Source organism: Actinomyces sp. HMSC075B09 (assembly GCF_001812395.1).
Lineage (GTDB): Bacteria > Actinomycetota > Actinomycetes > Actinomycetales > Actinomycetaceae > Gleimia > Gleimia europaea.
Window position 1 is genome coordinate 373,948 of the sequence record NZ_KV808731.1, and the last position, 24,011, is coordinate 397,958.

General features: G+C 55.2%; 22 protein-coding genes and 2 tRNA genes. 10 read left to right on the forward strand and 14 right to left on the reverse strand.

Features of this window, described 5'->3' with window-relative positions:
• Positions 1–440: 440 nt before the first annotated feature.
• Positions 441–514: transfer RNA gene (locus tag HMPREF2854_RS02545), tRNA-Gly, on the reverse strand.
• Between the two features lie 41 nt (positions 515–555).
• Complete coding sequence (locus HMPREF2854_RS02550) at positions 556–1,011, reverse strand: (deoxy)nucleoside triphosphate pyrophosphohydrolase (RefSeq protein ID WP_070618549.1); 456 nt, start codon at positions 1,009–1,011, stop codon at positions 556–558.
• 61 nt (positions 1,012–1,072) lie between these two features.
• On the opposite strand from HMPREF2854_RS02550, the gene HMPREF2854_RS02555 reads away from it, so the two are divergent.
• A complete protein-coding gene (locus HMPREF2854_RS02555) occupies positions 1,073–1,816 on the forward strand; it encodes a TetR/AcrR family transcriptional regulator (RefSeq protein WP_070618552.1) in 744 nt (247 codons plus the stop codon).
• A 90-nt stretch (positions 1,817–1,906) separates the two neighbouring features.
• Here HMPREF2854_RS02555 and trxA read toward each other — a convergent pair whose 3' ends face one another.
• The 6 genes from trxA to ybaK all read right to left on the reverse strand — a co-directional run bounded on the left by trxA (position 1,907) and on the right by ybaK (position 8,554).
• Complete coding sequence (trxA, locus tag HMPREF2854_RS02560) at positions 1,907–2,287, reverse strand: thioredoxin (protein WP_070618555.1); 381 nt, start codon at positions 2,285–2,287, stop codon at positions 1,907–1,909.
• Between the two features lie 82 nt (positions 2,288–2,369).
• Positions 2,370–3,425, reverse strand: a complete 1,056-nt coding sequence (locus tag HMPREF2854_RS02565) for an aspartate-semialdehyde dehydrogenase (RefSeq protein ID WP_070618558.1) — start codon at positions 3,423–3,425, stop codon at positions 2,370–2,372.
• Positions 3,422–4,738 carry an aspartate kinase gene (locus HMPREF2854_RS02570; protein WP_070618563.1) on the reverse strand — a complete coding sequence of 439 codons (1,317 nt, stop codon included), beginning with the start codon at positions 4,736–4,738 and terminating at the stop codon, positions 3,422–3,424. The genes HMPREF2854_RS02565 and HMPREF2854_RS02570 overlap by 4 nt, the downstream gene beginning before the upstream one ends.
• Before the next feature lie 147 nt (positions 4,739–4,885).
• Complete coding sequence (gene recR, locus HMPREF2854_RS02575; RefSeq protein ID WP_016444312.1) at positions 4,886–5,485, reverse strand: recombination mediator RecR; 600 nt, start codon at positions 5,483–5,485, stop codon at positions 4,886–4,888.
• 2 nt (positions 5,486–5,487) lie between these two features.
• Positions 5,488–7,995: a DNA polymerase III subunit gamma and tau gene (locus HMPREF2854_RS02580; protein ID WP_070618566.1), complete on the reverse strand. Its 2,508-nt coding sequence runs from the start codon at positions 7,993–7,995 to the stop codon at positions 5,488–5,490.
• Positions 7,996–8,062: 67 nt separating this feature from the next.
• Entirely contained in the window at positions 8,063–8,554 is a 492-nt protein-coding gene (gene ybaK / locus HMPREF2854_RS02585) for a Cys-tRNA(Pro) deacylase (RefSeq protein WP_083309377.1), read from the reverse strand.
• A gap of 125 nt (positions 8,555–8,679) precedes the next feature.
• Between ybaK and HMPREF2854_RS02590 the strand changes: the two genes are divergently transcribed.
• A tRNA-Ser gene (locus HMPREF2854_RS02590) sits at positions 8,680–8,764 on the forward strand.
• Positions 8,765–8,976: 212 nt separating this feature from the next.
• On the opposite strand, the gene HMPREF2854_RS02595 is transcribed toward HMPREF2854_RS02590, so the two are convergent.
• Positions 8,977–9,189, reverse strand: coding sequence for a hypothetical protein (locus tag HMPREF2854_RS02595; protein ID WP_146002530.1), 213 nt, complete (start codon positions 9,187–9,189; stop codon positions 8,977–8,979).
• A gap of 662 nt (positions 9,190–9,851) precedes the next feature.
• On the opposite strand from HMPREF2854_RS02595, the gene HMPREF2854_RS08710 reads away from it, so the two are divergent.
• The 3 genes from HMPREF2854_RS08710 (at position 9,852) to HMPREF2854_RS02600 (ending at position 10,832) form a co-directional block, all read left to right on the forward strand.
• On the forward strand, positions 9,852–10,022 hold the full coding sequence (locus HMPREF2854_RS08710) for a hypothetical protein (RefSeq protein ID WP_158237819.1): 171 nt from the start codon (positions 9,852–9,854) through the stop codon (positions 10,020–10,022).
• Complete coding sequence (locus HMPREF2854_RS08500; protein WP_083309330.1) at positions 10,015–10,224, forward strand: transcriptional regulator; 210 nt, start codon at positions 10,015–10,017, stop codon at positions 10,222–10,224. Before HMPREF2854_RS08710 ends, HMPREF2854_RS08500 begins: the two co-directional genes overlap by 8 nt.
• Before the next feature lie 209 nt (positions 10,225–10,433).
• Complete coding sequence (locus HMPREF2854_RS02600; RefSeq protein ID WP_070618577.1) at positions 10,434–10,832, forward strand: Aca2/YdiL-like domain-containing protein; 399 nt, start codon at positions 10,434–10,436, stop codon at positions 10,830–10,832.
• Between the two features lie 321 nt (positions 10,833–11,153).
• Here HMPREF2854_RS02600 and HMPREF2854_RS02605 read toward each other — a convergent pair whose 3' ends face one another.
• Complete coding sequence (locus tag HMPREF2854_RS02605; protein WP_148130875.1) at positions 11,154–11,420, reverse strand: hypothetical protein; 267 nt, start codon at positions 11,418–11,420, stop codon at positions 11,154–11,156.
• Between the two features lie 515 nt (positions 11,421–11,935).
• On the opposite strand from HMPREF2854_RS02605, the gene HMPREF2854_RS08505 reads away from it, so the two are divergent.
• Positions 11,936–12,145 carry a helix-turn-helix transcriptional regulator gene (locus tag HMPREF2854_RS08505; RefSeq protein ID WP_083309331.1) on the forward strand — a complete coding sequence of 70 codons (210 nt, stop codon included), beginning with the start codon at positions 11,936–11,938 and terminating at the stop codon, positions 12,143–12,145.
• Between the two features lie 347 nt (positions 12,146–12,492).
• Here HMPREF2854_RS08505 and HMPREF2854_RS02615 read toward each other — a convergent pair whose 3' ends face one another.
• Positions 12,493–13,938 carry an ATP-binding protein gene (locus tag HMPREF2854_RS02615; protein ID WP_070618586.1) on the reverse strand — a complete coding sequence of 482 codons (1,446 nt, stop codon included), beginning with the start codon at positions 13,936–13,938 and terminating at the stop codon, positions 12,493–12,495.
• 623 nt (positions 13,939–14,561) lie between these two features.
• Between HMPREF2854_RS02615 and HMPREF2854_RS08510 the strand changes: the two genes are divergently transcribed.
• The 3 genes from HMPREF2854_RS08510 to HMPREF2854_RS02630 all read left to right on the forward strand — a co-directional run bounded on the left by HMPREF2854_RS08510 (position 14,562) and on the right by HMPREF2854_RS02630 (position 17,791).
• On the forward strand, positions 14,562–16,160 hold the full coding sequence (locus tag HMPREF2854_RS08510; protein ID WP_261666637.1) for a zinc-ribbon domain-containing protein: 1,599 nt from the start codon (positions 14,562–14,564) through the stop codon (positions 16,158–16,160).
• Positions 16,161–16,392: 232 nt separating this feature from the next.
• A complete protein-coding gene (locus tag HMPREF2854_RS08715; RefSeq protein WP_016444323.1) occupies positions 16,393–16,545 on the forward strand; it encodes a hypothetical protein in 153 nt (50 codons plus the stop codon).
• Between the two features lie 328 nt (positions 16,546–16,873).
• Positions 16,874–17,791 (forward strand): Abi family protein, encoded by a 918-nt coding sequence (locus tag HMPREF2854_RS02630; protein WP_070619514.1) that lies wholly within the window; start codon positions 16,874–16,876, stop codon positions 17,789–17,791.
• 54 nt (positions 17,792–17,845) lie between these two features.
• Here the strand turns inward: HMPREF2854_RS02630 and HMPREF2854_RS02635 are convergent, their stop codons facing one another.
• From HMPREF2854_RS02635 to HMPREF2854_RS02645, 3 genes are all read right to left on the reverse strand, one after another.
• The gene (locus tag HMPREF2854_RS02635; RefSeq protein ID WP_070618594.1) at positions 17,846–18,853 is read right to left on the reverse strand and encodes an ADP-ribosylglycohydrolase family protein; all 1,008 of its coding nucleotides are present in this window, start codon (positions 18,851–18,853) and stop codon (positions 17,846–17,848) included.
• A 335-nt stretch (positions 18,854–19,188) separates the two neighbouring features.
• Positions 19,189–20,916: an ABC transporter ATP-binding protein gene (locus tag HMPREF2854_RS02640; protein ID WP_070618597.1), complete on the reverse strand. Its 1,728-nt coding sequence runs from the start codon at positions 20,914–20,916 to the stop codon at positions 19,189–19,191.
• Between the two features lie 6 nt (positions 20,917–20,922).
• Entirely contained in the window at positions 20,923–22,653 is a 1,731-nt protein-coding gene (locus tag HMPREF2854_RS02645) for an ABC transporter ATP-binding protein/permease (RefSeq protein ID WP_261666638.1), read from the reverse strand.
• Between the two features lie 326 nt (positions 22,654–22,979).
• Between HMPREF2854_RS02645 and HMPREF2854_RS02655 the strand changes: the two genes are divergently transcribed.
• Entirely contained in the window at positions 22,980–24,002 is a 1,023-nt protein-coding gene (locus HMPREF2854_RS02655) for a FecCD family ABC transporter permease (protein ID WP_070618606.1), read from the forward strand.
• Positions 24,003–24,011 lie beyond the last annotated feature (9 nt).

Sequence of the window (24,011 nt, forward strand, 5' to 3'; positions counted from 1 at the left end):
CAAATTGACGGTTAAAGCCGTGGGGATTTTTGCCCTTTAAATCGCTGACTCTAAGGCCTTGGAGGCGTGTACTCCAAGGCCTTAGACGTACTTAGGATGCCAATAGGCCCTCTCTGGCAACAGAGCAAAATTCAGTTTTAGGCGCTTGCTTTAAAAGCACTTTCGATAACGCGGTATTCGGGCTAATGCCCGAAAATAAGACAATATCATTCTAAGTTTACTAACCTAGAACCAACACCACTGATCCACCGTTAACGCCGGGTCACAGAGGCGCATTTTTCATCTCCGTTAGCGAGTTGAACCCCGACACCCTACCTGAACAGGGAAAACAGGATACTAGGTAACGGAAAACCCAAATCCGCTAACGCAGGCGATTTTCTTGACCCCCTTGGGGCGTACGCACTAACGCAAACGCCTACTTATCATTTTCGACGTCATGTTGGAGCGGGTGACGGGAATCGAACCCGCGTTCTCAGCTTGGGAAGCTGATGTTCTACCATTGAACTACACCCGCAAGCACCAGAAACCAGGCATATCTGGCGTCTAGTTGCCCGATCAGTATATAGCCGGTCCCTCGCACGCGCCAAAACTATCTAGCCCGTGCGCATACAGTTTGAAAGCGGCCTCCACAATCGGCACATCCGGCTCTATCCACGTGATCTCATGCAGGTCGCTGGCAGCCACCCATCGTGCCTCCAAGTGACCGTCACCCACCTGCGGGGATCCAATCGGGCGAGCCAGCCACACCAGCATTCGCCGTCCGCCCAGCACCGGCCATGCTTCGTCCTCGTCCTTTGACAAAACCGGTTGGCCAAGCTCGATGTCGCACCCTAGCTCCTCGCGGATTTCACGAACGAGGGCATCGCTGGGCCGCTCCTCCGGTTCGACCTTGCCGCCCGGCAGCTCATACAAGCCGCGAAGCTCTTGAGGATATGCCCGCGCGGCCGCGAACACCTGCGCTTTTGCACCTTCACCGCGCATGAAAGCTGCTGCCACTACAAGTTTCTTCACGCCCTCGAGTCTACCCAAAACGATTTTGCGACACTTACCGTAAAAATGTCACAATACATCTATGCCGAAAATCTCTGGGACAAACCTTGCCGAACACCGCGAAAATACCCGCGATGCCCTGTTTGTCGCGCTCGCGTCGCTCATGCGCGAGTACTCCTTCGACCAAATCTCGATCGCCCAAATCTCGCGGCGCGCAGGCATTGGCCGAACCGTTTTTTACAACCACTACGAAGACAAAGAAAGTCTACTGGTGGCGCTCACTCTTGAGACCACAAAGCGCTTCACCAGGGCGCTCGGCGAAACTCTCAGCATCATCGATGATCCGATTCAACAGCTGCGCGTCTACATCCGTGCCCAGCTAGAACTTCGAAACCAAAACCACTTCAGCTACCCGCTGCGCATCACTTCAGCGGTTCCACAACAGCAACTCAAACAGCACGCCCGCACAATCCAGCACATCATCTACCAGCTTTTGAACGGCGCATACGAGGCCGGCAAAATCACTCAAAACCCGGACGCTAGCACGGTGCGCCTGGTGCTCTCCTGCCTGTCCAACATTGACCTGCCCGCCAATCCGCAAGAGCGTAGCAACGTCATGGCCTGCACTGAGGCATTCATTTTGCGAGGCCTCGGGGCAGCCGAATCCGATATCAACCACATTGATCCAGCTGTCGCGAACTTGAGGTTCAACTTCTCCATCCTCAACAATCGCGACGACGATGCCAACCAGCTTGACCTTGCCAAACAGAGCGCGCAGGCTCGTTGCCCCGTGACCGGAGCCATGCATTACAAAACCGCGCGCTAACCCCGCGCTCACAGACACTACAAAAGGGTTCGGGCACGTAAAAAGGTTCAGGCACGCATATCGCGTGCCTGAACCTTTCACACTTTGGCGTTAGTTGCCTTCCGTGCCTTCACCATCAGCCTGCTGGATCTGCTTGCGGACCTCGTCCATATCCAGCTCCTTAATCTGACGGATGATGTCATCCAGAGCCTCGCCTTGTAGCACGCCAGAGTGGCGGAACACTGCGAGCCCCTCGCGGAACGCCATCAGAGTTGGAATCGACTGGATCTGCGCGGCAACGGCCAGCTGTTGCTCGGCCTCCGTATCAACCTTCGCGAAAACTACGTCTTCGTGACGGTTCGAAGCCTCCTCGTAGATCGGACCGAACATGCGGCACGGACCGCACCACGCTGCCCAGAAGTCCACTAGGACAATATCGTTTTCCTCAATGGTCTTACCGAACTTCTCGAAGTCCACATCAACAGTTGCCATTAGGTAACCCTCCAAAAGTTATTTGCGTTGCTAACACCCTAAACCACAAGCGCTACGAATGTATTCCGTAGCAGTGAGTGATCTAGGCAACCGAGCCGGAAAGCTCCTTGGCAACAAGCTCCGCAACCTGCACCGCATTAAGCGCGGCGCCCTTTCGCAGATTGTCACCCGCAACCACAAACACCAGGCCGCGCCCATCCGGAACTGCCTGATCCTGGCGGATCCTGCCCACCAGCGTTCCATCCATGCCAGCGGCCGCCAGCGGAGTAGGTACATCCACAAGCTGAACGCCAGGAGCCTCCTGCAAAAGTTCCCTAGCGCGCTCCACGCTGATCGGCTTTTCAAACTCGGCGTGAACCGTGAGCGTGTGACCCGTAAACACCGGCACGCGCACACAAGTTGCGGAGGCCGCAAGCGTTGGAATGCCTAGAATCTTGCGCGATTCGTCGCGAAGCTTTTGCTCCTCATCCGTTTCCAAAGAACCATCATCAACGAGGCCACCTGCTAGTGGCACCACATTGAACGCGATAGGCGCCACGTACGTTTTTGGTTCGGGCAACTTAACTGCCTTGCCGTCAGTGGTGAGCGCCTGCAAGTCCTGCTTCACGCCAGCCTCAACCTGGTCGATGAGCTCACGCACGCCCGCCAGACCCGAACCTGATACGGCCTGGTAGGAGGACGCCATGAGGCGCTTCAAACCGGCCTCTTCGTGAAGAACCTTCAGCGAAGGCATTGCCGCCATCGTCGTGCAGTTCGGATTCGCAATAATGCCCAGAGGGCGCGACTTCATAGCCTGCGGGTTGACCTCGCTGACCACCAGCGGCACATCCGGGTTCTTACGCCACGCGGACGAGTTGTCTACAACCACTGCTCCGGCCTCGGCAAACTTTGGTGCGTACTCGCGCGAAGCGGCTCCCCCAGCAGAGAAAATCGCGATGTCGATGCCGGAGTAATCAGCGGTAGCGACGTCCTCGACCACGATTTCTTCACCGCAGTACTGGAGTTTTGTGCCCGCCGAGCGCGACGAGGAGAAGAAACGCACCTTTGTGGCCGGGAAATCGCGTTCGGTTAGGATCTGGCGCATCACGTGGCCCACCTGGCCGGTGGCGCCAACAACAGCGAGAGTTAGTTCTTTCATCGTCCCGTACCTCCATAAACAACGGCTTCGGATTCAGTGGAATCAAGGCCAAACGCCGAGTGCACGGCGCGCACAGCCCGATCCAAGTCTTCAAGTTTGGTGACAACCGAGATGCGAATCTCGGACGTCGTAATCATGTCAATGTTGATCCCCGCGTCTGACAGGGAGCCGAACAGTTTGGCGGAAACACCCGGATTGGTCCTCATTCCTGCGCCCACGAGCGAAAGGATGCCGACGCCGGGGCTATAGCGCAGATCCTGGTAGTCCAGCTCATCTTTGGCCGCCTCGATCGCGGCGATAGTGCGCTCGGCGTCATCTCCGGGAAGCGTGAACGAAATATTCGCCCGGCCCGTGCCCGACGTGGGAATGTTCTGCACGATCATGTCGATATTCGCGCCGGCTGCCGCAACGATTTGGAACAGGCGCGCCGCCATGCCCGGCGCGTCCGCGATTCCAACGATCGTGATCTTATCTTGGCTGCGATCATGCGCGATACCGGAAATAACGGGAGCTTCCACTTGATCCTCCTCTAGGGTTTTTAGGGCTGCATCAGGCACGAGGCCAACAAGTTCGGGGTGCGCGTCAGCGTTCGCGATCCACGTTCCATCTTTATTGGAAAACGACGAGCGCACGTGAAGGGGAACGTTGTATCTGCGCGCAAACTCGACCGCGCGAAGGTGAAGGATTTTAGCGCCGTGGGCCGCAAGCTCGAGGGTTTCTTCTTGGCGGAGCCTGCGCACGCGCCTTGCGGTTGGCACGATGCGCGGGTCTGCGGTGTAGAGGCCGTCAACGTCCGTGTAGATTTCGCAAACATCGGCGTGGAGGGCGGCTGCGAGGGCAACTGCCGTGGTGTCGGATCCGCCGCGACCGAGCGTGGTGACGTCATCATCGGAGGACACTCCTTGGAATCCAGCAACGATGGCAACCTGGCCTTCGCGAATGGAACGGGCAACGCGTTCTGGCACCATGCCTGTGATTTGGGCCTTTCCAAAGTGGCTGTCGGTGAGGACGCCTGCCTGCGCGCCCGTGTATGACACTGCGGGCACACCCATTTGGTTGATGGCCATGGCGAGTAGCGACATTGAGATACGTTCACCTGCGGATAGGAGCATGTCCATTTCGCGCTGGGGGGCCTCTTCGGTTAGCTGGCCGGCCAGGTCGAGTAGGTCGTCAGTTGTGTCTCCCATTGCGGATACGACTACTACGAGTTTGTGGCCCGCATGGTGGGTGTCGCAAATACGTTTGGCAACGCGTTTCATTGCTTCCGCGTCTGATACGGATGACCCGCCGTATTTTTGCACTATTAGCGCCACGTCGACCTCTTCTATGTTGTGGGTGGCATTGCCACTGATGTTGTGATCAGTGTAGGCGCGGTAGGGGGAGGCGTGTTTGTTGGATCCACCTTGCGAACATTTTGGCCAAAATTGTGACCTTTTTTACGCTTCTAGAGGGGGTTTTGGTTAGCTTCCGATGGTGCGGCGGCCTTCGAAGGCGCGGCCCAGGGTGACTTCATCTGCGTATTCGAGGTCTCCACCAACTGGCAGGCCAAGAGCGAGGCGTGATGCGGGCACTCCCATGGTGTCTAGCATTCTGGCGAGGTAGGTTGCGGTGGCCTCGCCTTCAATGTTGGGGTCGGTGGCGATGATGATTTCGTTGATTTGGTTGGAGGATAGGCGGCTCATGAGGCCGCGGATACGCAGCTGGTCAGGCCCGATGCCACGGATTGGATCGATGGCGCCGCCAAGCACGTGGTAGAGACCGCGGTAGGACCCGGTGCGTTCGATGACTTCAACGTCTTTGGCTTCTTCAACTACGCAAATGATGGTTTGGTCGCGGCGTGCGTCGCGGCAGATGTTGCACGTTTCTTCTTCTGCGATGTTGCCGCAGATGGTGCAAAATCGGACTTTTTCTTTGACTACTTGGAGTGCGCGTGCCAGGCGCATTACGTCTTCACGGTCGGTTCCAAGAATGTGGAACGCTATGCGTTGGGCGGATTTTGGGCCGATGCCGGGGAGCGCCCCGAGTTCATCGATGAGGTCTTGGACTGCACCTTCGTACAAGGCTATTTGTTTCCTTCACTCGTGTCTTCGATGATTGTTGCGCCGAACATCTTTTCAACTAGTGGGAGTCCCACGAGGTTTGAGTTTTCAGCGTCGGCGTCGTCCATATTAGCCCCGCCAGTGTCGAAGTCGTACTCCGACTCTTCGGGCTGCGAGGTTGGCGCAGTTTCCTGTGGCGGTTCGGGGACGGCTTGTGGGTGTGCAGCTGTTGGGCTGTGCGGGCGCGAGGATTCCTGTGGACGCGAGGACTCTTGAGGGCCAGCGGTCTCCTGCGAGCGCGCGCTCTGCTGTGACGGTTCTGTGAGGACGTGTGGGCGCGGAGGCTGGTCAGGCTCTGCAGCGCTGGACCGGACCTGTTCAGCGTGCGCACCCTGTTCACGAGCCTGGCTGTTTAGTTGGCCGTCAGCATTCGGACTTGCCGTGGCGGCCTGCTGTTCTGGAGTGCGCGGCTGGGCGTTGGGTACTGCGCGGACCGTGGGCCACGCCGTGTCCTCGTTGTCGTCTGAAGCTGGCTCGTTTTGAGTAGCGCGGTTTGCCGCGTGTTCGCGCCCATTATTTACCTGGTTGAAACCCGGCCGGCTACTTGTCTGATTGCGGCTGTGCGCGTTATTGGCGTTAGCAGGTTCCTGGTTACCGTGTGGCGGCTGCGCAGGAATCGAAGACGCCGGCTGGCCACCCACTTGAACATGGATGGTTTTTGATACGCCGGTTATTACTTGGATGGCTTTTAGTGCGGTGTCTTGGTGTCGGTTGAGGAACACGTTCGCAAGCCCTTGGTTTGCGAACCCGAGAATAACGGTTGCGGAGTCTTCTGAGATTAGTTTGGCGTGCTCCCCAATCAGGAAGGCGGAGGAGGGCATGATTACGCGCACGGCTTCTACGAACTGGTCCCACTTGCCGTGCAGGTTTGCGGTCACGTTGCCCGGTGCGGGCGAGGACGTGGCTTGCTTCTGATCGGCAGGTGCCGCTTCAGGCTTCGACTGCGATTGAGACTCGGGCTTAGACTCCGGCACTGGCGCAGATTGCGCGGTTGGGGCGGGTGCAGGAGTTTGTGCAGGTTCTGGCCGTTGCGGAGCCTGTCCCTGTGGGGCCGATGTTTGTTGGGGAGCTTGTGCCTGCGCTCCTCCTGCTCTTTGTGGCGCCTGCTGTTTCGGGGCCTGCTGGTGCGCAGGGGCACTTGTGCCGGGAGCGGCCTGGGCGGGCTTATTCGCCTGGTCTTGCGCCCGCGAGCGCCTTAGCTGTTCGCGGGCAAGCGCGGCTCCGGTCAGTGGCTTGCCGTCCTCGCCTAGGATTTGCGGCCCATCTTGCGCAGGCCCATTAAAGCCACTGCCTCCACCAAACGAGGGCGCAGCTGAGTGACCTGCCGAGCCGGCCTCGATCTCACCACTGCTGGGCCGGACTCGCGCGCCGCTTAGCTCAACGAGAATGCGGCCAATCATCAGCTCTAGTTGCAACCTGGGTGAGGTGGCACCAACCATGGAGCGCAGCGCCTCATCGGTTAGGTCTGCGGCCATCGAAAGCGCGGGGGCGCCCCACTGTTTTGCTTGCGCAAACATGCGTTCGCGTTGTTCCGCGGGAAGCTGTCCCAAAATGTCTTTGGCTTGCTCGCCCGCTACCGCGATGATCAGTAGATCGCGGAGGCGTTGCAGGAAGTCCTCCACAAACCGACGCGGATCATGGCCGGATTCAACCATTTGCTCAATCGTTGCGAACAGGCCCGCCCCGTCGCGCTTGGCGAGCTGTTCAACCGCGGTGTCAAGCAGATTCGTGTCCGTGTATCCAAGCAGAGCGACAGCGAGGTCATACGGGATCTTCGAGTCAATGCTTCCAGCCATCAGCTGGTCAAGCACCGAAAGGGAATCGCGAACCGAGCCGCCGCCCGCGCGAATAACGAGGGGTAGCACGCCCTCGCCAACCTCAATGCCTTCAGACTCGCAAAGGTTTGCTAAATACGGCAGCAGGACGTCACCGGGCACTAGACGGAACGGATAGTGGTGCGTGCGGGAACGAATTGTGCCGATCACGCGCTCCGGCTCGGTTGTGGCGAAGATGAACTTCACGTGCTCGGGTGGTTCTTCCACCAGTTTTAGTAGCGCGTTGAAGCCCTGGGTTGTGACCATGTGGGCCTCGTCAAGGATGAACACCTTGTAGCGGTCTCGAACGGGCGCGAAAGACGCGCGTTCACGTAGCTCACGGGCATCATCCACACCGTTGTGCGAGGCCGCGTCAATCTCAACAACGTCCAAAGAGCCAGTGCCGCCGCTGGCAAGCTCCACGCATGACTCGCACTTGCCGCAGGGCGTGTCCGTGGGGCCTTCCGCGCAGTTCAGACAACGCGCGAGGATACGAGCGGACGTGGTTTTGCCACATCCTCGCGGCCCGGAGAACAGGTAGGCGTGCGTGATGCGGTTAGACCGAAGCGCTGCCTTCAGGGGTTCGGTCACGTGGTCTTGCCCGATCACGTCATCAAACGTGTCGGGCCTGTAGCGGCGATACAAAGCTATGGTCACAAGTGAACTCTATCGTTAAGCACGGACAAAAGTTTTGAAGGAGAGCAAACCGGGCGGAATCGCCCGTTTATGAGGCCGCAACCACGTCCTCCACCAGCGCCTTCGCGGCGTCCACAAAATCCAGCACATCCATGCGAAGGGAGAAACCGCGCCGGCCTCCAGACACAACAATTGAGTCTTGATTCAGACAGCTTTGGTCAATGATGACGGGCGCCTGCTGCTTTTGCCCAAACGGAGAAATCCCGCCCACAACATAGCCCGTGCGGCGCTGCGCCACTTCAGGAGGGAGCATCTGCGCCTTCTTAGCGCCCGCCGCTCGCGCCACTTTCTTGAGCGACATTCGGTGGTCTACCGGCACAACTACGCACACGATTTCGCCGTCAGCGTCAACGAGGAGGGTTTTGAACACCTCCGCGGGATCGAAACCGAGCTTTTGCGCCGCCTCAACGCCTAACCCGTGGTCGAACTCGCTGGAATGTTCGTAGGTTAGCTGCGAGAACGGGACTCCCGCCTCCAACAAGTACGCGACTGCTGGAGTAGAAACTGACTGATCCACCACGCCCCCATCCTGAACGCCCAAATGTTGCCTATCTGACAGGTGTCACACTCATGCTAACTCGACTAATGCGCCCGTCATTCGGTAGACTATCGAAGCGTTACCGCGCTCACGCGTGGAAACCCACAGGAGGATTCGCATAGTGGCCTAGTGCGCTCGCTTGGAAAGCGGGTTGGGTGCAAGCCCTCGGGGGTTCGAATCCCCCATCCTCCGCAAACGGCCTCGCGCAACATGGCGCGGGGCCTTATTTCATGCGCAAAACACACCACAAGCCCCGAAATCACGCGGAAAACCAATACCAGCCAAACGCCAAACAAAACCAAACCGGATAAAATAAAAACGTTTACAGTTAGACGGCTTGGGGGTAATTTTGGGGGTAATGAAACCCTACGGTTGGGATGAGCAGAACTAGTTAGCCGATTAGCTTACAGACCGCATCTAGCCACGTATTCTTCAATAGTTTCTTCATCCGGCCGATACACCCACGGCTCGTCCGTAATAGTTTCCGGAACAGGAGATAAGCCTACGGAACGAAAAGCTTCCAGCATTTCATCCATGTCGTGAGAATCTTCCACATAAATCTGTGTTCCATAGTCCGGGTAACACGACACCTTGAGATACCATTCAACATCACTCAACAGTGGCGCTACCTGTTCTTTATCGACCTGCGTCTTGAAATGGTATGAATACTCTTTAGCGTTGCCGAACAAAGCAGTCTCCCTCCTCTCCGAAAACACAATCGACGAATCTGATTCTTAACCAGATCTTTCGAAACTAAGATGCAAGATTAGTTCTGAAGCTCTCCATCGAGACTAATACGACTTTCAAAAGCTAGATTCCTTCCCTGGCGCGCACCGTCGCAAATGCTACCTACGGCGGCTAATAAAGATAGTTTTTGCAGAACCCGGCCAGAACCTAAAGCCAGCTTGGATTTAGCAGAAACATTTACAGTTAGAGGCTTGAGACAATTTAAGAGGCAATTCCGAGCTGATTCACCGCGATAACGTGGCCACAGGACGCTTGATGTTGTTCTGTCATATGACCGATTAAGGCCATAACAAACTCCCATAATGCAGTTCGTCAAGGTATTGTCGCTATCAAGAAGGGAGGAATGGTGGCGAAACAATTCCCCGGCTTACCTGATCGGAACCGCCGCGGTAATCAAAGTTACAGCCGGACTGATCACAGCGGTAAGTAAAGCCCAAAAGGCTAGAAAGCCAAAGCGAAAGAAGAAGTAAGGCGACGGGACCGAAAGTAGACTTAGTACCTTCGTCCCCGGGCCTAGCCATCATTATACGCAATGAAAATAGACACAACCTGGTACATCATCGCCGCCGCAGCGGCTAGCGGCCTTTGCCTCTTGCGAGGCCACCTCGTCGCAGGAGCCATATGCGGCGTCCTCACGCTGGCCGCCGTCGCGATCAGCGCCGCCGCTCGCCGCGTCAAAATAGAGGCGAGGCAAGATGATTAAATACCTGTCACTGTCCGGACTAGCTAAACGGGTAGGTATTGCAGCCAGTACGGCAACTACTTACAGGCGTGACGGTAGGCTCCCAGAGCCTGACGCGGTTATCGGCGAGCCTCCATCAGTACAATACGGCTGGCTACCTGAAACTATCGACGAGTGGCAGGCAAACCGGCCAGGGCGAGGCAACTGGAAAAGCCAAAGCTAACTAGCCCAAACAAAAACGAGAGCCAGCCCAATCCGATAACGACGAGAGACGATCATTGTCAGCAACACGTACCCACACACTGACAAACAACACTTCGATCAGTAGCCTTCAACTTCGCGGTCACACAAACGCTCGTGTAGAAGCTCATTTAGACATGTAGATTTGAGAGGAAACATAACGACTACGAGAAGTCCTAGAGGAGAGCTGAAATGAGTTTTGCTTTGACACTTAGGGCGTATCGGGAAACCCTCGGACTTGCACAGTATGAAGCTGCCCGATTGGTGGATGTAAGGCAAGCAACTTGGTCAAGATGGGAGCAGGGCGTGCGAGAGCCGCGCGATCCAGACAACGTGATTGAAGAGATGCGCGTTCTGGCTAGTTTTCATAATGACATTTTTGATGCGATGTGCGCTTTTGTGAAGGCACAGGATGCGCCGCGCGTGGAGCTGGGAACGTATATAAGTGATGAAGCCTTTTGGCGCAACAATGAGCAGGCCCAGGCGAAGATGCTACCCGCATCCCTACACCGCTCAGCCGCCGCACAGTGTGCTTACTTCATCGCTGCGCAGACGGGCCAAGTTGTCGAGATCGTAGACGCGGAGGCATAAGCCGGACTTTTATGTGACATCGCCCGTGTCTTTCAGGATGTAGAACATCGGGTTTCCCCCTAGAGCTTCGTTGTTGTAACGGGCAAAACCAGCAGTTCGAGTCCCCTTAGCTCCACAGACCCATCCTCCGCAAACGGCCTGGCGCAACACGGCGCGGGGCTCTTTTCGTGCTGAAAGCGCGGCGTGAGCCCCAACATTTCCTTGAAATACCAGGGTTTTCGCGTGTTCACGCTGAATTATCGGGGTTACCGAGTTACGTGTTACCAGCCATTTTTGGGGGTTAGCCCAGTATGGGGTGGGTTAGTAGTTGGGAGAGTTTAACTACTTACGCAGGTAAATTTCTTCAATATCAGCAAAATATTCGTCTAGGTAGTCGCCAGGCTCTCCAAACTTTTTGTATAACTCGTACAGGTGAGGGGGTAACTTCACCTCATGGTTGATAAGAATTGAAGAAGCCAGCGCCAAGGCAGCGCCGCCATCAGCTTCATAGACTTCTTGAAAGTCTTCAAGGGTCAATTCTCCGGCATCTCGGACTTGATCTGCCAGCGCAAATAACCCTTGAGCAAGCTCTTCATAATCGGATTCCATCAACACTAGTCCTTTTCATCAATCAACTATGAAACTTGTGGCAACACGTCCTGTTCCGCGCGAAGTAGAGGTATGAGCGCTGATTCGACGTACCCCTATAGTAGGCTCGAGCTTTCTTTCGTTTCCCTCGATTCGATTAGAGGGATCTCTGACATACTTACATCACGGGGTATGACAACGAGGAAACAGAGAGCAGGGGGAAACGTTGGAGAAATCCTAGCCGGTCTGGGAGTCCTACTCGGCGGCTTAGCTAAGCTCATCAAAGAGCTAAGACGCAAGGACAACAAGACCAACTAGCGGGCAGGGGTTCGAGATAGACAAAGTATCTCGAACCTCACCCCCTCCAGCGTAAACCATTACAACCATAATGAACACAGAAAAACCGCGCTGACCGCCATAATCACTGGCGCTATCGCCGTATTCGCACCAGTTGGTCCATTCTTGAAACTCAGTCTCGGCGTCGTCGCCCTTGTCTTCGGTGCGCTCAGCCTAACCAGCGTGCTAAGGACCCGGAAATGACTACCGTTTTCCTATCAATGGCTGGCGTTGCTGACCGTCTAGGCCTTTCCCCGCACACAGTCAAGAAGTACTACAACGACGGCCACCTACCAGAGCCTGACACCCAAATAGGTCAAGACGCAGGCCGCCGCATCGGCTGGCTGCCCGAAACTATCGACGAGTGGCAGGCGAACCGGCCAGGGCGGGGTAACTGGAAAAGCCGGTAGGCATATTTAGAAAAATCCACCCGCAACCACAGGAAAGTAAGAAAGTAACTAACACTTTAAATATTTAAAAGTTACAAATTCTCAAACTTACAAATTTGTAAGTTTAGTGTAAGTTTGTTTCTCACTTTCAAGCTTGGTTTGTAAGTTTGCAAGGGCGCGTCGGCCAGCTCGATCATCTACAACAACCTCGTTTGACCGGAGGTCTCGAGCGTTCAGCGAGGAAGAAAGCTCTAACCGGGGCGTGTTTTCCAGCTTCCCACTTAACTTCCCACTTAACATACCACTTTGGGAAGTCGAGTGGGAAGCTTGTGGGAAGTTCGACAGCGCCGGGGGCTTCTGGTGTGTGGCTACGTCTTGATGCGGTAGCGTTGCCGAGGGCTTCTTAGCGGCTCAGTGCGCTCGACGATGCCTTCGGCAATAAGCTCGTTCACTGCATTTTGCACTGCTGTCCGGCTCAGTTTTGTACTCTTGACGAGTTCAGTTGTGGAGGCAGACGCCTGCCCTTTTAATGCGGTAAGTACTTGGTCAAAGGCGCTTGCATAGCGTTCTTTCTCGGCCACTCTTCGCCGGCGGAAAATAATGGTAAAGCTGTCTAGCCGGTTGATGTACTCAGGTGGCGGCATTAGGGCATCGGCGAGCGAGCGTTGAATGACCGCGATGCCCGTGCCCCTATTTTCAGCCACAACACCTTCCGCTCCCCCATCGGCGTGAAACTTCACGTCTTCAAGAAAAGAAGATAGGCGTTGGTTTCTGGTTGAACTCACGCCTGGCTTTCCTAGGTTTCGTACGGTAACGCCTCCATACAGACCTCCCGGGCTTGTGATTTCGAGGCGGTCAACGAACATGTTTATTTGCACTTGGCTGCCTTGCGCGTGCGGCGAGTAATCGCGATGCATGAGGGCGTTTACGAGCGCTTCGCGCACTGCGACAGGAGGATAGTCCGGCAAATCTGAGCGGTACTTTTCGCCAATGAGAGCGGCAGTGCGCATGTTGTTTTTGACTACTTCGATTCCTTCATCAACGAGCTCTGGAATGGTTCCGGTGAGGGTTTTACTGTCTAGGAGCCGAACTCCTTCAGTGACAGAGCCCTTCGTTGTACCCGGGAAGCTCGCAAATGTCACGGTGAGGCGCGGATAAAATTCTTGCGGATACTCACCCATGACAAGCAAGGACGCCAGGGTTGGGTGTCCGTCCTTGAGGATGCGTAGACGTTTCATCGCGGTTTCGGTGCCGTCATTAAAGGTTTTGGGGCGACGTTTGCGTTGAACAGTCATGTAGGCATTCACGGTGTCTGAATGCAGGTCTTCAAGTTGTGCTTCTGTTACCGGCTGTTCGTCCCATTTGGGTTGGGCCCGCTCCTCAATGAGGCGGTCGACTTCGTATTGTGTGAGGCGGATGTCGCCGTCACTAACCCGAATGTAGCTGCCGCCATATTTTCCCTGGTCAGTTACGTAGCAGGGTTTATCTTCGGAAGTCATTTCATTGATTTCCGCTACAACAACCAACGAGTTCTCAAAGGGAACTGTGTCGATGAGGGGGCGTACAGGGGGCGTGGTTTGGGCGCATCGAGTTTCTAGTGCGTCCCGAGCTTTTGCTGCATCGAAGCCGTCCACGGGCAGGAAGCCGTTTGCTTCATCTAGCCCGACGATAATGAGGCCTCCGTTGGCGTTCGCGAATGCGCTGAGTGTTTCGCGAATTGATTTTCCAACATTGCTCTTGACTTCGATCGGTTGCTTGTCTGTTCCGATCAGGCGCAATGTGTGGATGATTGGCTCTAAGCGTTCGGTGTCCATCGAGTGCTCACTAACTTCCCACTTAACTTCCCGCTTAACATACCACTTTGGGAAGTTGAGTGGGAAGCTTGTGGGAAGTTCTTGAAATCGCGCGCGAAGGTTGGAATGGCACGGTTTTAGCGCGTCTGCCGCGAATCAGTAGGAAAGTGCAGCTAATAGTCGATACCAGAAGATTGTTTCAGAGCGAGGACGCACCTGGCTCGCTCCGCTTCCAAATTATTGTCCGGGGCCCCGGCTAATATTGCGTTAGACACTTAGGGAGGCAATGTGGCTACCGCACTTTCACTCGATGAGATCCGCAGGCGCTGTAAAAAGTATGCGAAACTGCGCGACGCGATCGGGTAGCTCCAGGTCATGGAAACCTTCATGACACGCCGGATGTAAACGCGCGTGAAATACGATTTAGCCGCTTGATTGGTTCAACCAACGTCGGTTGGAACCGAATGAGGTGAGATATAGCAATGAGGCCTTGCAACGTAGATGGGTGTAGCCGTCCTGGAGCGTTTGTCACGAGAACCAAACCGACGTGGTGCCTCGTTCATCTTCGCGAAATCTATGGTGAAGGAGGCCTGACACTGCTGGAGGATTTCACCAAGCCATCTGCCTCCTTACTTACTAGGTGTATGCAATGTGGATTCGAAGCGCACTATCGCTTTGAATACGTCCTTGGCCGGCTTGGTGCTGGCGAGGCAGTTTGCCGAGCGTGTTACTGGCGTGCTTGGGCAAAGAATGCACGTGCCCTGCCTGGTATCACCGATGACCCGGTGAATATTTCCGCCATCCAGGAGAAGGCTGAAGAGAATGGGTACACCTATCTTGGCCCTCTAACGAACCCCAGTTTGGCATACGATCCGCACGCCACTCGTTGCAACTCTTGTGGGCGGATCGCAGCACTGCGAAGCGAAGATATTGGTTGGGGTTGTCTCTGCCGACGTAACTCCAAAACAGCTACGGCAGGGACTAAGAAAGCCCGAGGCGCAAACCTGTTGAAGAACTCAGACAATCGAGCAGTTAGCTGGTGGGATCATCAACGCAACGAAGAATCATTGTGGAAAACTGCGAAACTAAAAGGGCGGCAGCAAGCATGGTGGATCTGCCCTGAAGGGCACTCATTTCAGGCTCGCATCCTTGACGTTACAAACAAGCATTCCTCCTGTCCCCAGTGCGACTCGCTTAGCCAAGCTGCTCATGAAAGGGCGATTGCCGCGCTCACTGGAAAGACTATCGCGGACGTGCCTGTACTTTTATCGGCATGGGATGAAGATACCCCGCCGGATACGGTGCCAGTAATCCAGAACCACTGGGGCCCCGGCTATAAATTTCGATGCCCGGCCGGGCACCGCAACACACGGGACCCGCGCAGCTACTTCTTCGGCGGCTGTTCTGTGTGCAAGGCGATTGAGACGCGCAAAGCTAACGCGAAAGCTGCGGATGCAGATCCATCGTCAAGCCGTTTGACGCCCGAAATCAGCAGTCAATGGCACCCGACGAGAAACGGCAACCTTCGACTCGCAGAAATTTCGCCGGAGTCTCGTCGTACAGTCTGGTGGCAAGACCCTGTGTGCGGTCACGAGTTTCAAGCCACGCCACGTGAACGCGACAAGTACGAAAGATGGCGGTGCCCGATCTGCCGTACGATCCTTGACTCACTGGCATATCACTATCCGGAGCTGGCCGAGGAATGGTCACCGGAGAATCAACTATCTCCATGGATGATTCGACCAAACACAACGCAATTAGAAGTAGTCCCACTTTGGGTTTGCAGGAACGAAGCAAGCCATGTCTGGCGTGCTATGCCAAGCGCACGAGTAAACGGGTCACGATGCCCGGAATGTCTCGAAAACGGAAAATCACAAATCGAGCTTGAATACTATTCGTCGGCTCTAGCGCACTGGGGAAATGCTAAATCGGGGCCGCGAATCCATTCAAAGAACTTCAAAACGCACTCATCTTGGACCGTTGACATTTTGGTCAGCCTTCCTTCAGGCAAACGCCTCATCATCGAATATGACGGCTGCTACTGGCACCGAGACAAAGCCGACATCGACCACAACAAGAGCATGGATCTGCTAGCTGAGGGATTCATACTCGTTCGTCTAAGAGAAGCACCACTGTCGTCATTGAAGATCTCGCATCCGAACTACTACGAAGTGACCGTCTACACGACCGCCCAGGATCCAGATAGTGACGTGGCACGGATTGCTGATCTAGTCAGGGAATGAGCGAATTAGTCTGGGACCGCCCAGCTCGAAACACAAAGTAGGTCGCCCTCTCAGTGACCTCTGTGCGGTTGAGGAGGGTGTACCAGCGGAATGGGCTGTGTTGCCCTGCATGCCGCTGAGGGTGGCGGCATGCAGGGGAAAGGGGGTATTCACGGGGTGACCTCCTGAAAATCGTGGTTGAAGTATTTGATTGGCAGTTCAAGATCGTGAGCCCAGTCGTCTCAAGGTGGTAGTGAGTGACGATTCCCTTGCAGTGACGCGCCAGTTCATCTTTCGTATTGGCGTAGCGGAGGGCGGTAGCCACGTCCTTGCCACACAACAGGATCTATCCGCCCGAGGTGAGGGTTCGGATCGTGTCGAACTCGTGGTAGGTGAACGCAAGTAGCGCGGTAGCCATGATCGGCTCCTTGTCTGAGAGTCGGGTAGACAATCGCGGGCGTGGGATGCGCCATGCTCTCACCTGACAGTCACGGCAGGCACGGAAACTGGACACGGTGTGAGGAATGCTCTCGCCCGTACGTTCCCGAGGCCCGGCGAATCCGGGCGGGTCAGAGGGCACACTGGTGTGTGAATGTACCGATGGCTCCGTGCCCCGTGCTATTGCTTCGGCGCCATCAACCGGGTAACCTTGTAACCAACATGACCGGTTCCGCTGCCCGCCTCGGTGGGAGTCCAGGGCCGGTCTTCGTTTTTCGTATCAAACAGGGGTGCGCGTGGAGCAGGTGAAGCAGTTCAAGACCTACGGTGAACAGGTCGAATTGCTTCGTCAGCGTGGGATGCGAGTGAATGATCCCCAGCATGCTGAGACGTTGCTGGCGCGATTGAACTACTACCGCTTGTCCGGATACTGGTACCCGATGCGTCGTTTCTCCCAAGGCAACGGCACTGCCCGAGATGAATTCGTTGAGGGAGCATCGTTTGACCTGGTGGTAGCCCTCTATGGGTTTGATGAACAATTGCGCCACAGCGTGTTCATCGAGCTTGATCGCGTGGAGTTGGCTATTCGAACCAAGCTCGGTCACGAACTGGGTCGCCTTGACCCGCTGATCTATTTGGATCCCCAGCGTTTGAGTGCCCGGGCACGGCAGCGAAACAAAGACGGGCGTAGCGTGCACGAGGTGTGGTTGAGAAAGTACCAGTCGGCATTGAAAGCGTCGAAGGAGGACTTCGTCGCCCACCACAAATCCAAATATGGCGGGACTCTACCCATCTGGGCAGCTGTCGAAATCATGGATTGGGGGATGCTGTCGTACCTGTACGGCATGTCACCCAATATCGTGCGCAAACGGATTGCCGAGCCCTGCGGCCTAACCGGTCCTCAGCTTGAATCATGGATGAAATCCTTGAATATTCTGCGTAATTATGCAGCTCATCATGCAAGAATGTTCAACCGTGTTTACGACATCAAACCGAAGCTGAACAATGACGTCAGGCTGGCTCCGGTAGCTAGAGGGATGAATCGCGTGTTCGGGCAGCTCTCCCTTATCCAATACTTGCACCGCCAACTGGACTTGTCTCCAGCCGACCGACTACCGAAGCTGTTCGACACTTACCCGCACAATCCCATCGTGCCGTTTTCTCGCATAGGCGCACCTGACAACTGGCGCGAGTTGCCTCTTTGGCGCGTCTAATCCTTGCGGTAGTAGTCGCATTCGTAGCCATCGCCACGAATTGGGTTCCCTTATCTAGTTCAGCTCCAGGACTTGGGAAAAGCGTTGCGCTAAGTCTTCAAGATAGTCGCGGCGTTTAAGAGGCGCTAACCACTGCGGCGGTATCGCGTTCACCTTGGTACAAGCCGCTCCAGCGATTGCCGCGTAAGTATCAGTATCGAAGCCAAAGCTCACTGCAATCTGCATCGCCTCACGGTACGTATCGGCATGAAGGAGAGAATAAAAGACAATTTCCAAAGTATCGACCACGTAGCCAGTCGCATTGAAATCACTTGGCGTAAGCCCGATTAGCTCTGCACTCAAGATCCGCCTATGTGCCGCCAAAGCTGTCTGCCACTCTTGGTCACCCGGCAACCAGTCCTGGTAAGGAAGATCGATAGCCGCTCGATACGCCTGCTCTACATCGTCTCCGCGAAGAATTGCGCCAAGAAACTCACCATAGATGATGCAGGAAAGCTGAGAAATAGCATGACCATGAGTAACACGAGAAGCCTTACTAATGGTCTCCCACCTCTCTTCACGGCCAGCTTGCTTCGCTAACAGGTAGAGCACCACAGGGAAGATACGCATAAGCGCGCCATTGCCATTATCGCGCTCACGAGTTCCACCACATTCAAGCGCCGGCACACCATTCTCAAAGCGACCAATCGCCATACCAACAGTGCCGCCTAGACCGAAAGAATGATCGAGCGCGCTATATTCTCCTTTTTCCCACCACGCCACAAACTGATTCATCAGGTCAGTAAAATCCAGTTCGCCACCAGTGCGGATAATGGATTCCATCGTAGCCACGGCCATTGAAGTATCGTCACTCCAGGCTCCGGCAGGAATTTTCTGCCCCCAATGGGAGTTAACCGGAATATCATCACCAGAACCACGCATCGCGTCCAATGAATACTGCGCTATTTCATCTGCCAAGAGGAACTCGAAAGGAACTCCGAAAGCATCACCAGTAGCAGCCCCCAGCAGCATCGCTTCGACCTGAGCTGCAGAGAGTTCATTTCGTTTATCTAACTCGCCCATGACTGCCTCATCCTAGTTGTCATTAAGACCCTGCTACCGAGCTAAAAGCACGCGCTTCCAATACGGTTCGCGTTTGATAACGTCTTCCAATTTAGTTTCGTGTCGAAAACTCGACGATCGAGTACCGGAAATTATCGACGAGGTATAGCTCCCCTTCTTGGGCTTTGCGTAGCTCCAGCTTACGATACCCACCCGCGAGGTTACGTGAGCCAGCGTATGAGACCCAGCGTTGCCACAACCCACGAGCATTGCCGGATGCGGAACCAATATAAGGTTTCCCGGTGTGTCGAATTCAAGGTGCAAAAGCCAACGGGTGGAAACAAGCTGTCAACCAACTAGTTTATTTGGCTCCCAAGAAGAGAAGCGTAAGTGGGGTTGTTTTTGAGCTGCTCGTGGGCCCCGTCAGCAACAATGCGCCCATCCTCAAGAACAATAATGTGGTCAGCAATCCGGATAGAAGCAAGCCGGTGAGCAATAACAACCGTCGTGCGATCAGCCCGCGCGCGGCGAATGTTCTTAGCAATAGACGTTTCAAGGAACGGATCGATATTAGCTAACGGCTCGTCAAGGATGAGCATATCCGGGTTGCGCAAGAATGCACGCGCAATCCCAACGCGCTGGCGCTCCCCTCCAGAAAGCGTGGTTCCTCTATCACCCACCCTCGCGTCAAGCCCGCCAAGCGAAGTCACCAACTCGCTAATGTCCGCATCAGCAAGAGCCCGCCAAATATCCTCATCAGAAGCATTAGGGTTCGCCAAAATAAGATTATCGCGCACAGTTCCAGCAAAAATATGACAGTCCTGAGGCACCAGGGCCAGTCTGTCTCGGTAGCGGTTCGGCTCATAGCCACGCAAATTCTTCCCATCGAAACGCAGCTGCCCCGACCGCGGATCCAAATAGCGCATAGCGAGATTAGCCAAAGTAGTTTTACCCGCCCCAGACTTACCAACTATCGCCACAGAACGTTGCGGAGTAGCAGTAAGGCTGACTTTGTTGATAACCGGAAGCTCCAGCTGGTAGGCAAACACCGCGTTATCAACAACAAGACAGTTCTCCTCCCCGTCATAGGCGGTGTGGTGAGGTTCAGGTACAGCAGGAATCGGGTCTTTCACGTGAAGAATCGTATTGATCCGGTGTGCACAGGCACCGATCTCTCCAACGCGCCCAAGCATTCCCACCAACGTGGTGGCCGGCGTGGGTACAAGCCCCGCCAAAACCACAGCAACGGGAAGTATCGCCGCATCCAAACTGCCGTCAAGCACACGTCCAGTGAGGATAATTAACAAAATGGTAGATCCGATCGTGGTAACGATCATCGCGAACGCTGACTCCCACGCTTGCCGCATGGTTTGCGCATTTTTTGTGGCCTGCACTTGACGTGTCAAGTCAAGAATAAGCTGATTTTGTTTCTCAACCATTCCGAGGGAACGCAACTCACGTTGCCCCTGAATGGAGTCCAACACCGCAACCCGCAACCCGGCTAGCTGACTACGCATCTGTGTGCCCTGCATACGCTGAATGGGCATGAGAATGAAGGGGAATACGATCATAGCGATAGTGGGAACTAGCATGATCAGCCCCAGCGGCCCCACAAAGCTAACAAGAACACCAGTGAACACTACTGGCGAGAACACCGCGCAGATTGCGGTAGACGCAGTGTGCGCATAAAACCACTCAAGCTGTTCCGCATCATTCATGGCCGCTGACGCCACATCGCCAGTGCGTTTCCCGTGGAGCCCGAGTGGTGCGATTCGTTCGATAGCCCCATAGATGTGCACTCGCAAAGTGTGCAAAATTCGATAGGCAACTTCGTGCGACCACCACACTTCAAACAGGGTACTGGCCGCATGAACCACCACCAAAGTGAACAGCAAAGTCACCAGCGGCGTGAGGTCATGAGCCGGGTCAAGAATGAACCGGGTTGAAACCCACACGGACGTAACCGACACACCCACAACACTGATTTGCGCCAAAGCGGTAACGATCGTGGAGGAAACGAAAAGGGGAACACATTCGCGTAGCCGTTTCATCAGCGCAGTGAAGTCTTTAAACGTAGAAAACATGGCGGATCAGGCTCCTAACTGTGCGTCGATAAGCTGTGACCACGCGTTGTCTTCACCAGCCAGAATCTGGGGTGCACCAGCGCAGAGCACGCGGCCATCTCCCATCACCACAACGTGATCTGTTTGCGCAGCGGCATCCGTGCGGTGGGTGACCAGAATAAGCGTGAGATCCGGATAAGCACGGCGAATATTGGAAAGCACAGCGGTTTCCGTCTGGGTATCTAACGCTGACGTAGATTCGTCGAGGATCAGCAGTGGACACTGGCGAATCAGAGCACGCGCAATCGCTAACCGCTGTTTCTGCCCGCCAGAAAGATTGTGGGCATGCTCCTCAATCACCAAGTCAAGCACACTGTCATTTCCTGCTTGACCGCTGACATCCTGGTGCAAATCGTTAGCGCAGGCCAAAGTTAAGGCGTTCATCATTGCCTCGTCATCGGCTTTCGGGTTAGCTTCAGCCAATATGGATCTGATAGTTCCAGGGAAAATAATGGGATCTTGCGGAACCAGGGTAGCTACCTGCGCAATGTTCAGTTGGCCTGCTGGCACGCCACCAACCGTGATCGTTCCACTATTGGGATGGTCAAAACCCATCAGTAGCCCTAATGCTGTGGATTTACCTGACCCGGACAGGCCAACCAGAGCAGTTGTCTTCCCTGGCAGCGCGTCGAACGTAACGTTTGAAAGCGCGGGCTTCGTCGCACCCAAATACGTGTAGCTGGTATCAATGAAGGACACCCCGGTGCCATCATGGTGACGTTCAACCGTTGCGGAGGGTTTGGTTTGGACACCCTCTTGATCGAATAGTTCACTCATTGCTGGCAGAGCAGAAATCCCGAAGAATGCCTCATGCCAACACGTTGACAATGCAGTGAATGGGCGAAACAGCTCAATCGATAACAAAGTGATGATGAACAAGTGGTTCATCGGCATATCGCCGGCCCGTATCAAGCTGATAGCAATAACCAGGCCAAGAGCAGGACCAAGCACCTTCATCATGCTGGACAGGCCGGTTTCCCCCAGCGAAAGGCGAAGCTGGCCCATTGTTGCTGACAACAATTGGCGTGATTGCTTAGCTAGTTTCTCACCGTGATTTTGGGCGGCCCCAAACGATTTCAGCGTTGCCATTCCCATCATGGCGTCAACAAAGTCCGCGTTGAGATCCTCATACGCGATCCAGTGGGACTGCCCCCGATCGGAAAGGGCTTTGTCCCATAGCCGTGGGATAGCGATAATAGCGACGCCACAGATCAATAGCGCTCCCGCAATCAACGGGCTGATTGCTCCGATAGCTATCGTCAACCCTGTAGCGGTAATAACAGTGACCGCCAGCTGGGTGAAGTACTTAACGAAGTAGGGCTCCACTGCCTCGACCCCATCAGTCACAACCGACTGGATTTGCCCAGAACGGCCAAACCCCGCCCGCATGGGACCGCGAGCGTCGATTTGTTCAAGGAGGGCACGGCGCAACCGGCTTTTCACCACCAGTCCGGCACGGTTTTGTAACAGTTGCCCGCCCACCTGCACTAGTGGGCGAACCAAAAGCAAGATGACGATAGTTACGATCAGGCCCATCACTGTAGGCATGTGGCGGGTAGTGAGTAGTTCATTAAACAGGATCGCGTTACATACCGCAGTGGCGATGAACAAGCCAGAGACGAGGACGCCCACTAAAACGGCGGGAGTCAACATCCTCACGGATAGCCCGGCTGCGCGCATCACTAAACGCTGCTTCATGAACATGGTTATCCACCTTCGCGTGTCTGAAGAAAGCAGGACTAGCCACAAAACTAACCTTAGGTTAGGCTTACCTAAGTGCAGTTTGGCATGTTTCTCTCAGCATGACAAGAGCGCACAGCTTTATCACACCAGCCAGGAGGGCTTGTGAACCCGCAGATTTTGCAGCGCAATGAGGTATGCGCGGGCAATGCCCAGCTTCTAGAACAGATCCGCTTATCTGAGGGAAATCTGCTCCACGTCAGTGGCGGAACTGCTCTGACCACGCAAATCCATGGGGGTTATGTTGCGACAGGTAGTGCGAGTATGAAAGGCATGAGCGCACCATGTTAACTAAGCGCTATCAACGCCTTGTCCTAGCCGCCGCGTTATCCATCCTGCTGGTGTGCGCCCTTGTTGTTGCGGTAATCGTAGGAGCCACTGACATCTCCCTATACGCAGCGCTCGAAGGCATCAAAACCACCCTATTACACACGCCCACCAATGACGTTGACACCCAAATCATCGGGCAGGTCCGATTCCCCCGCGCTGTTCTTGGAGCAATAGTTGGTGCCGGCCTTGGCATATGCGGCCTCATAACCCAATCACTTTTGCGCAACCCATTAGGAGACCCCTACATCCTCGGCATCTCGTCGGGTGCATCTGCCGGCGCGGCCGCCGTCATCGTCCTGGGCGCCTCCAGCAGTGTACTATCCGCACTGGGCGTCACCATCGGCGCTTTCCTTGGGGCACTAGCAGCCATCATCCTCGTCACCCTTCTGGCCTCAGCCGGCGGGAAAATCACTCCCACGCGCATCATTTTTGCGGGCATGGCAACCACCTACCTATTTTCAGCGCTGACCAGCCTGATCACACTCATGGCAAAAAACGCTGCCGGAACCAAATCAGTCATGTTCTGGACGCTCGGCTCTCTATCCAATGCCACTTGGGGTGACACCGCACTTGCCACCGCGGTGGTCATTGTCGCCCTCGCCTGCTTCGCAATGTGGGGCAGGAGGGTAGACATACTGAACCTTGGTGACGATACCGCAATCTCACTAGGGACAAGCCCCCGCCTCTACCGCAACCTACTGTTCCTCGTCGTAGCCTTAACCGTTGCCGTCCTCGTGTCCCTCACCGGAGCAATCGGCTTCGTTGGCCTTGTGGTTCCCCACATCACCAAACAACTGGTTGGCTCCACAACGCGGGCCGCACTACCCATCGCCGCCTTGTGCGGCGCACTCCTAGTTGTCATAGCCGACACCTGCACTCGCATCATAATCCGACCCGCCGAAATACCTATTGGCATCCTTACCGCGCTTGTAGGAACTCCGATGCTAATGGCCCTAATCAAAAGATATTCCAAATAGAAAACAGAA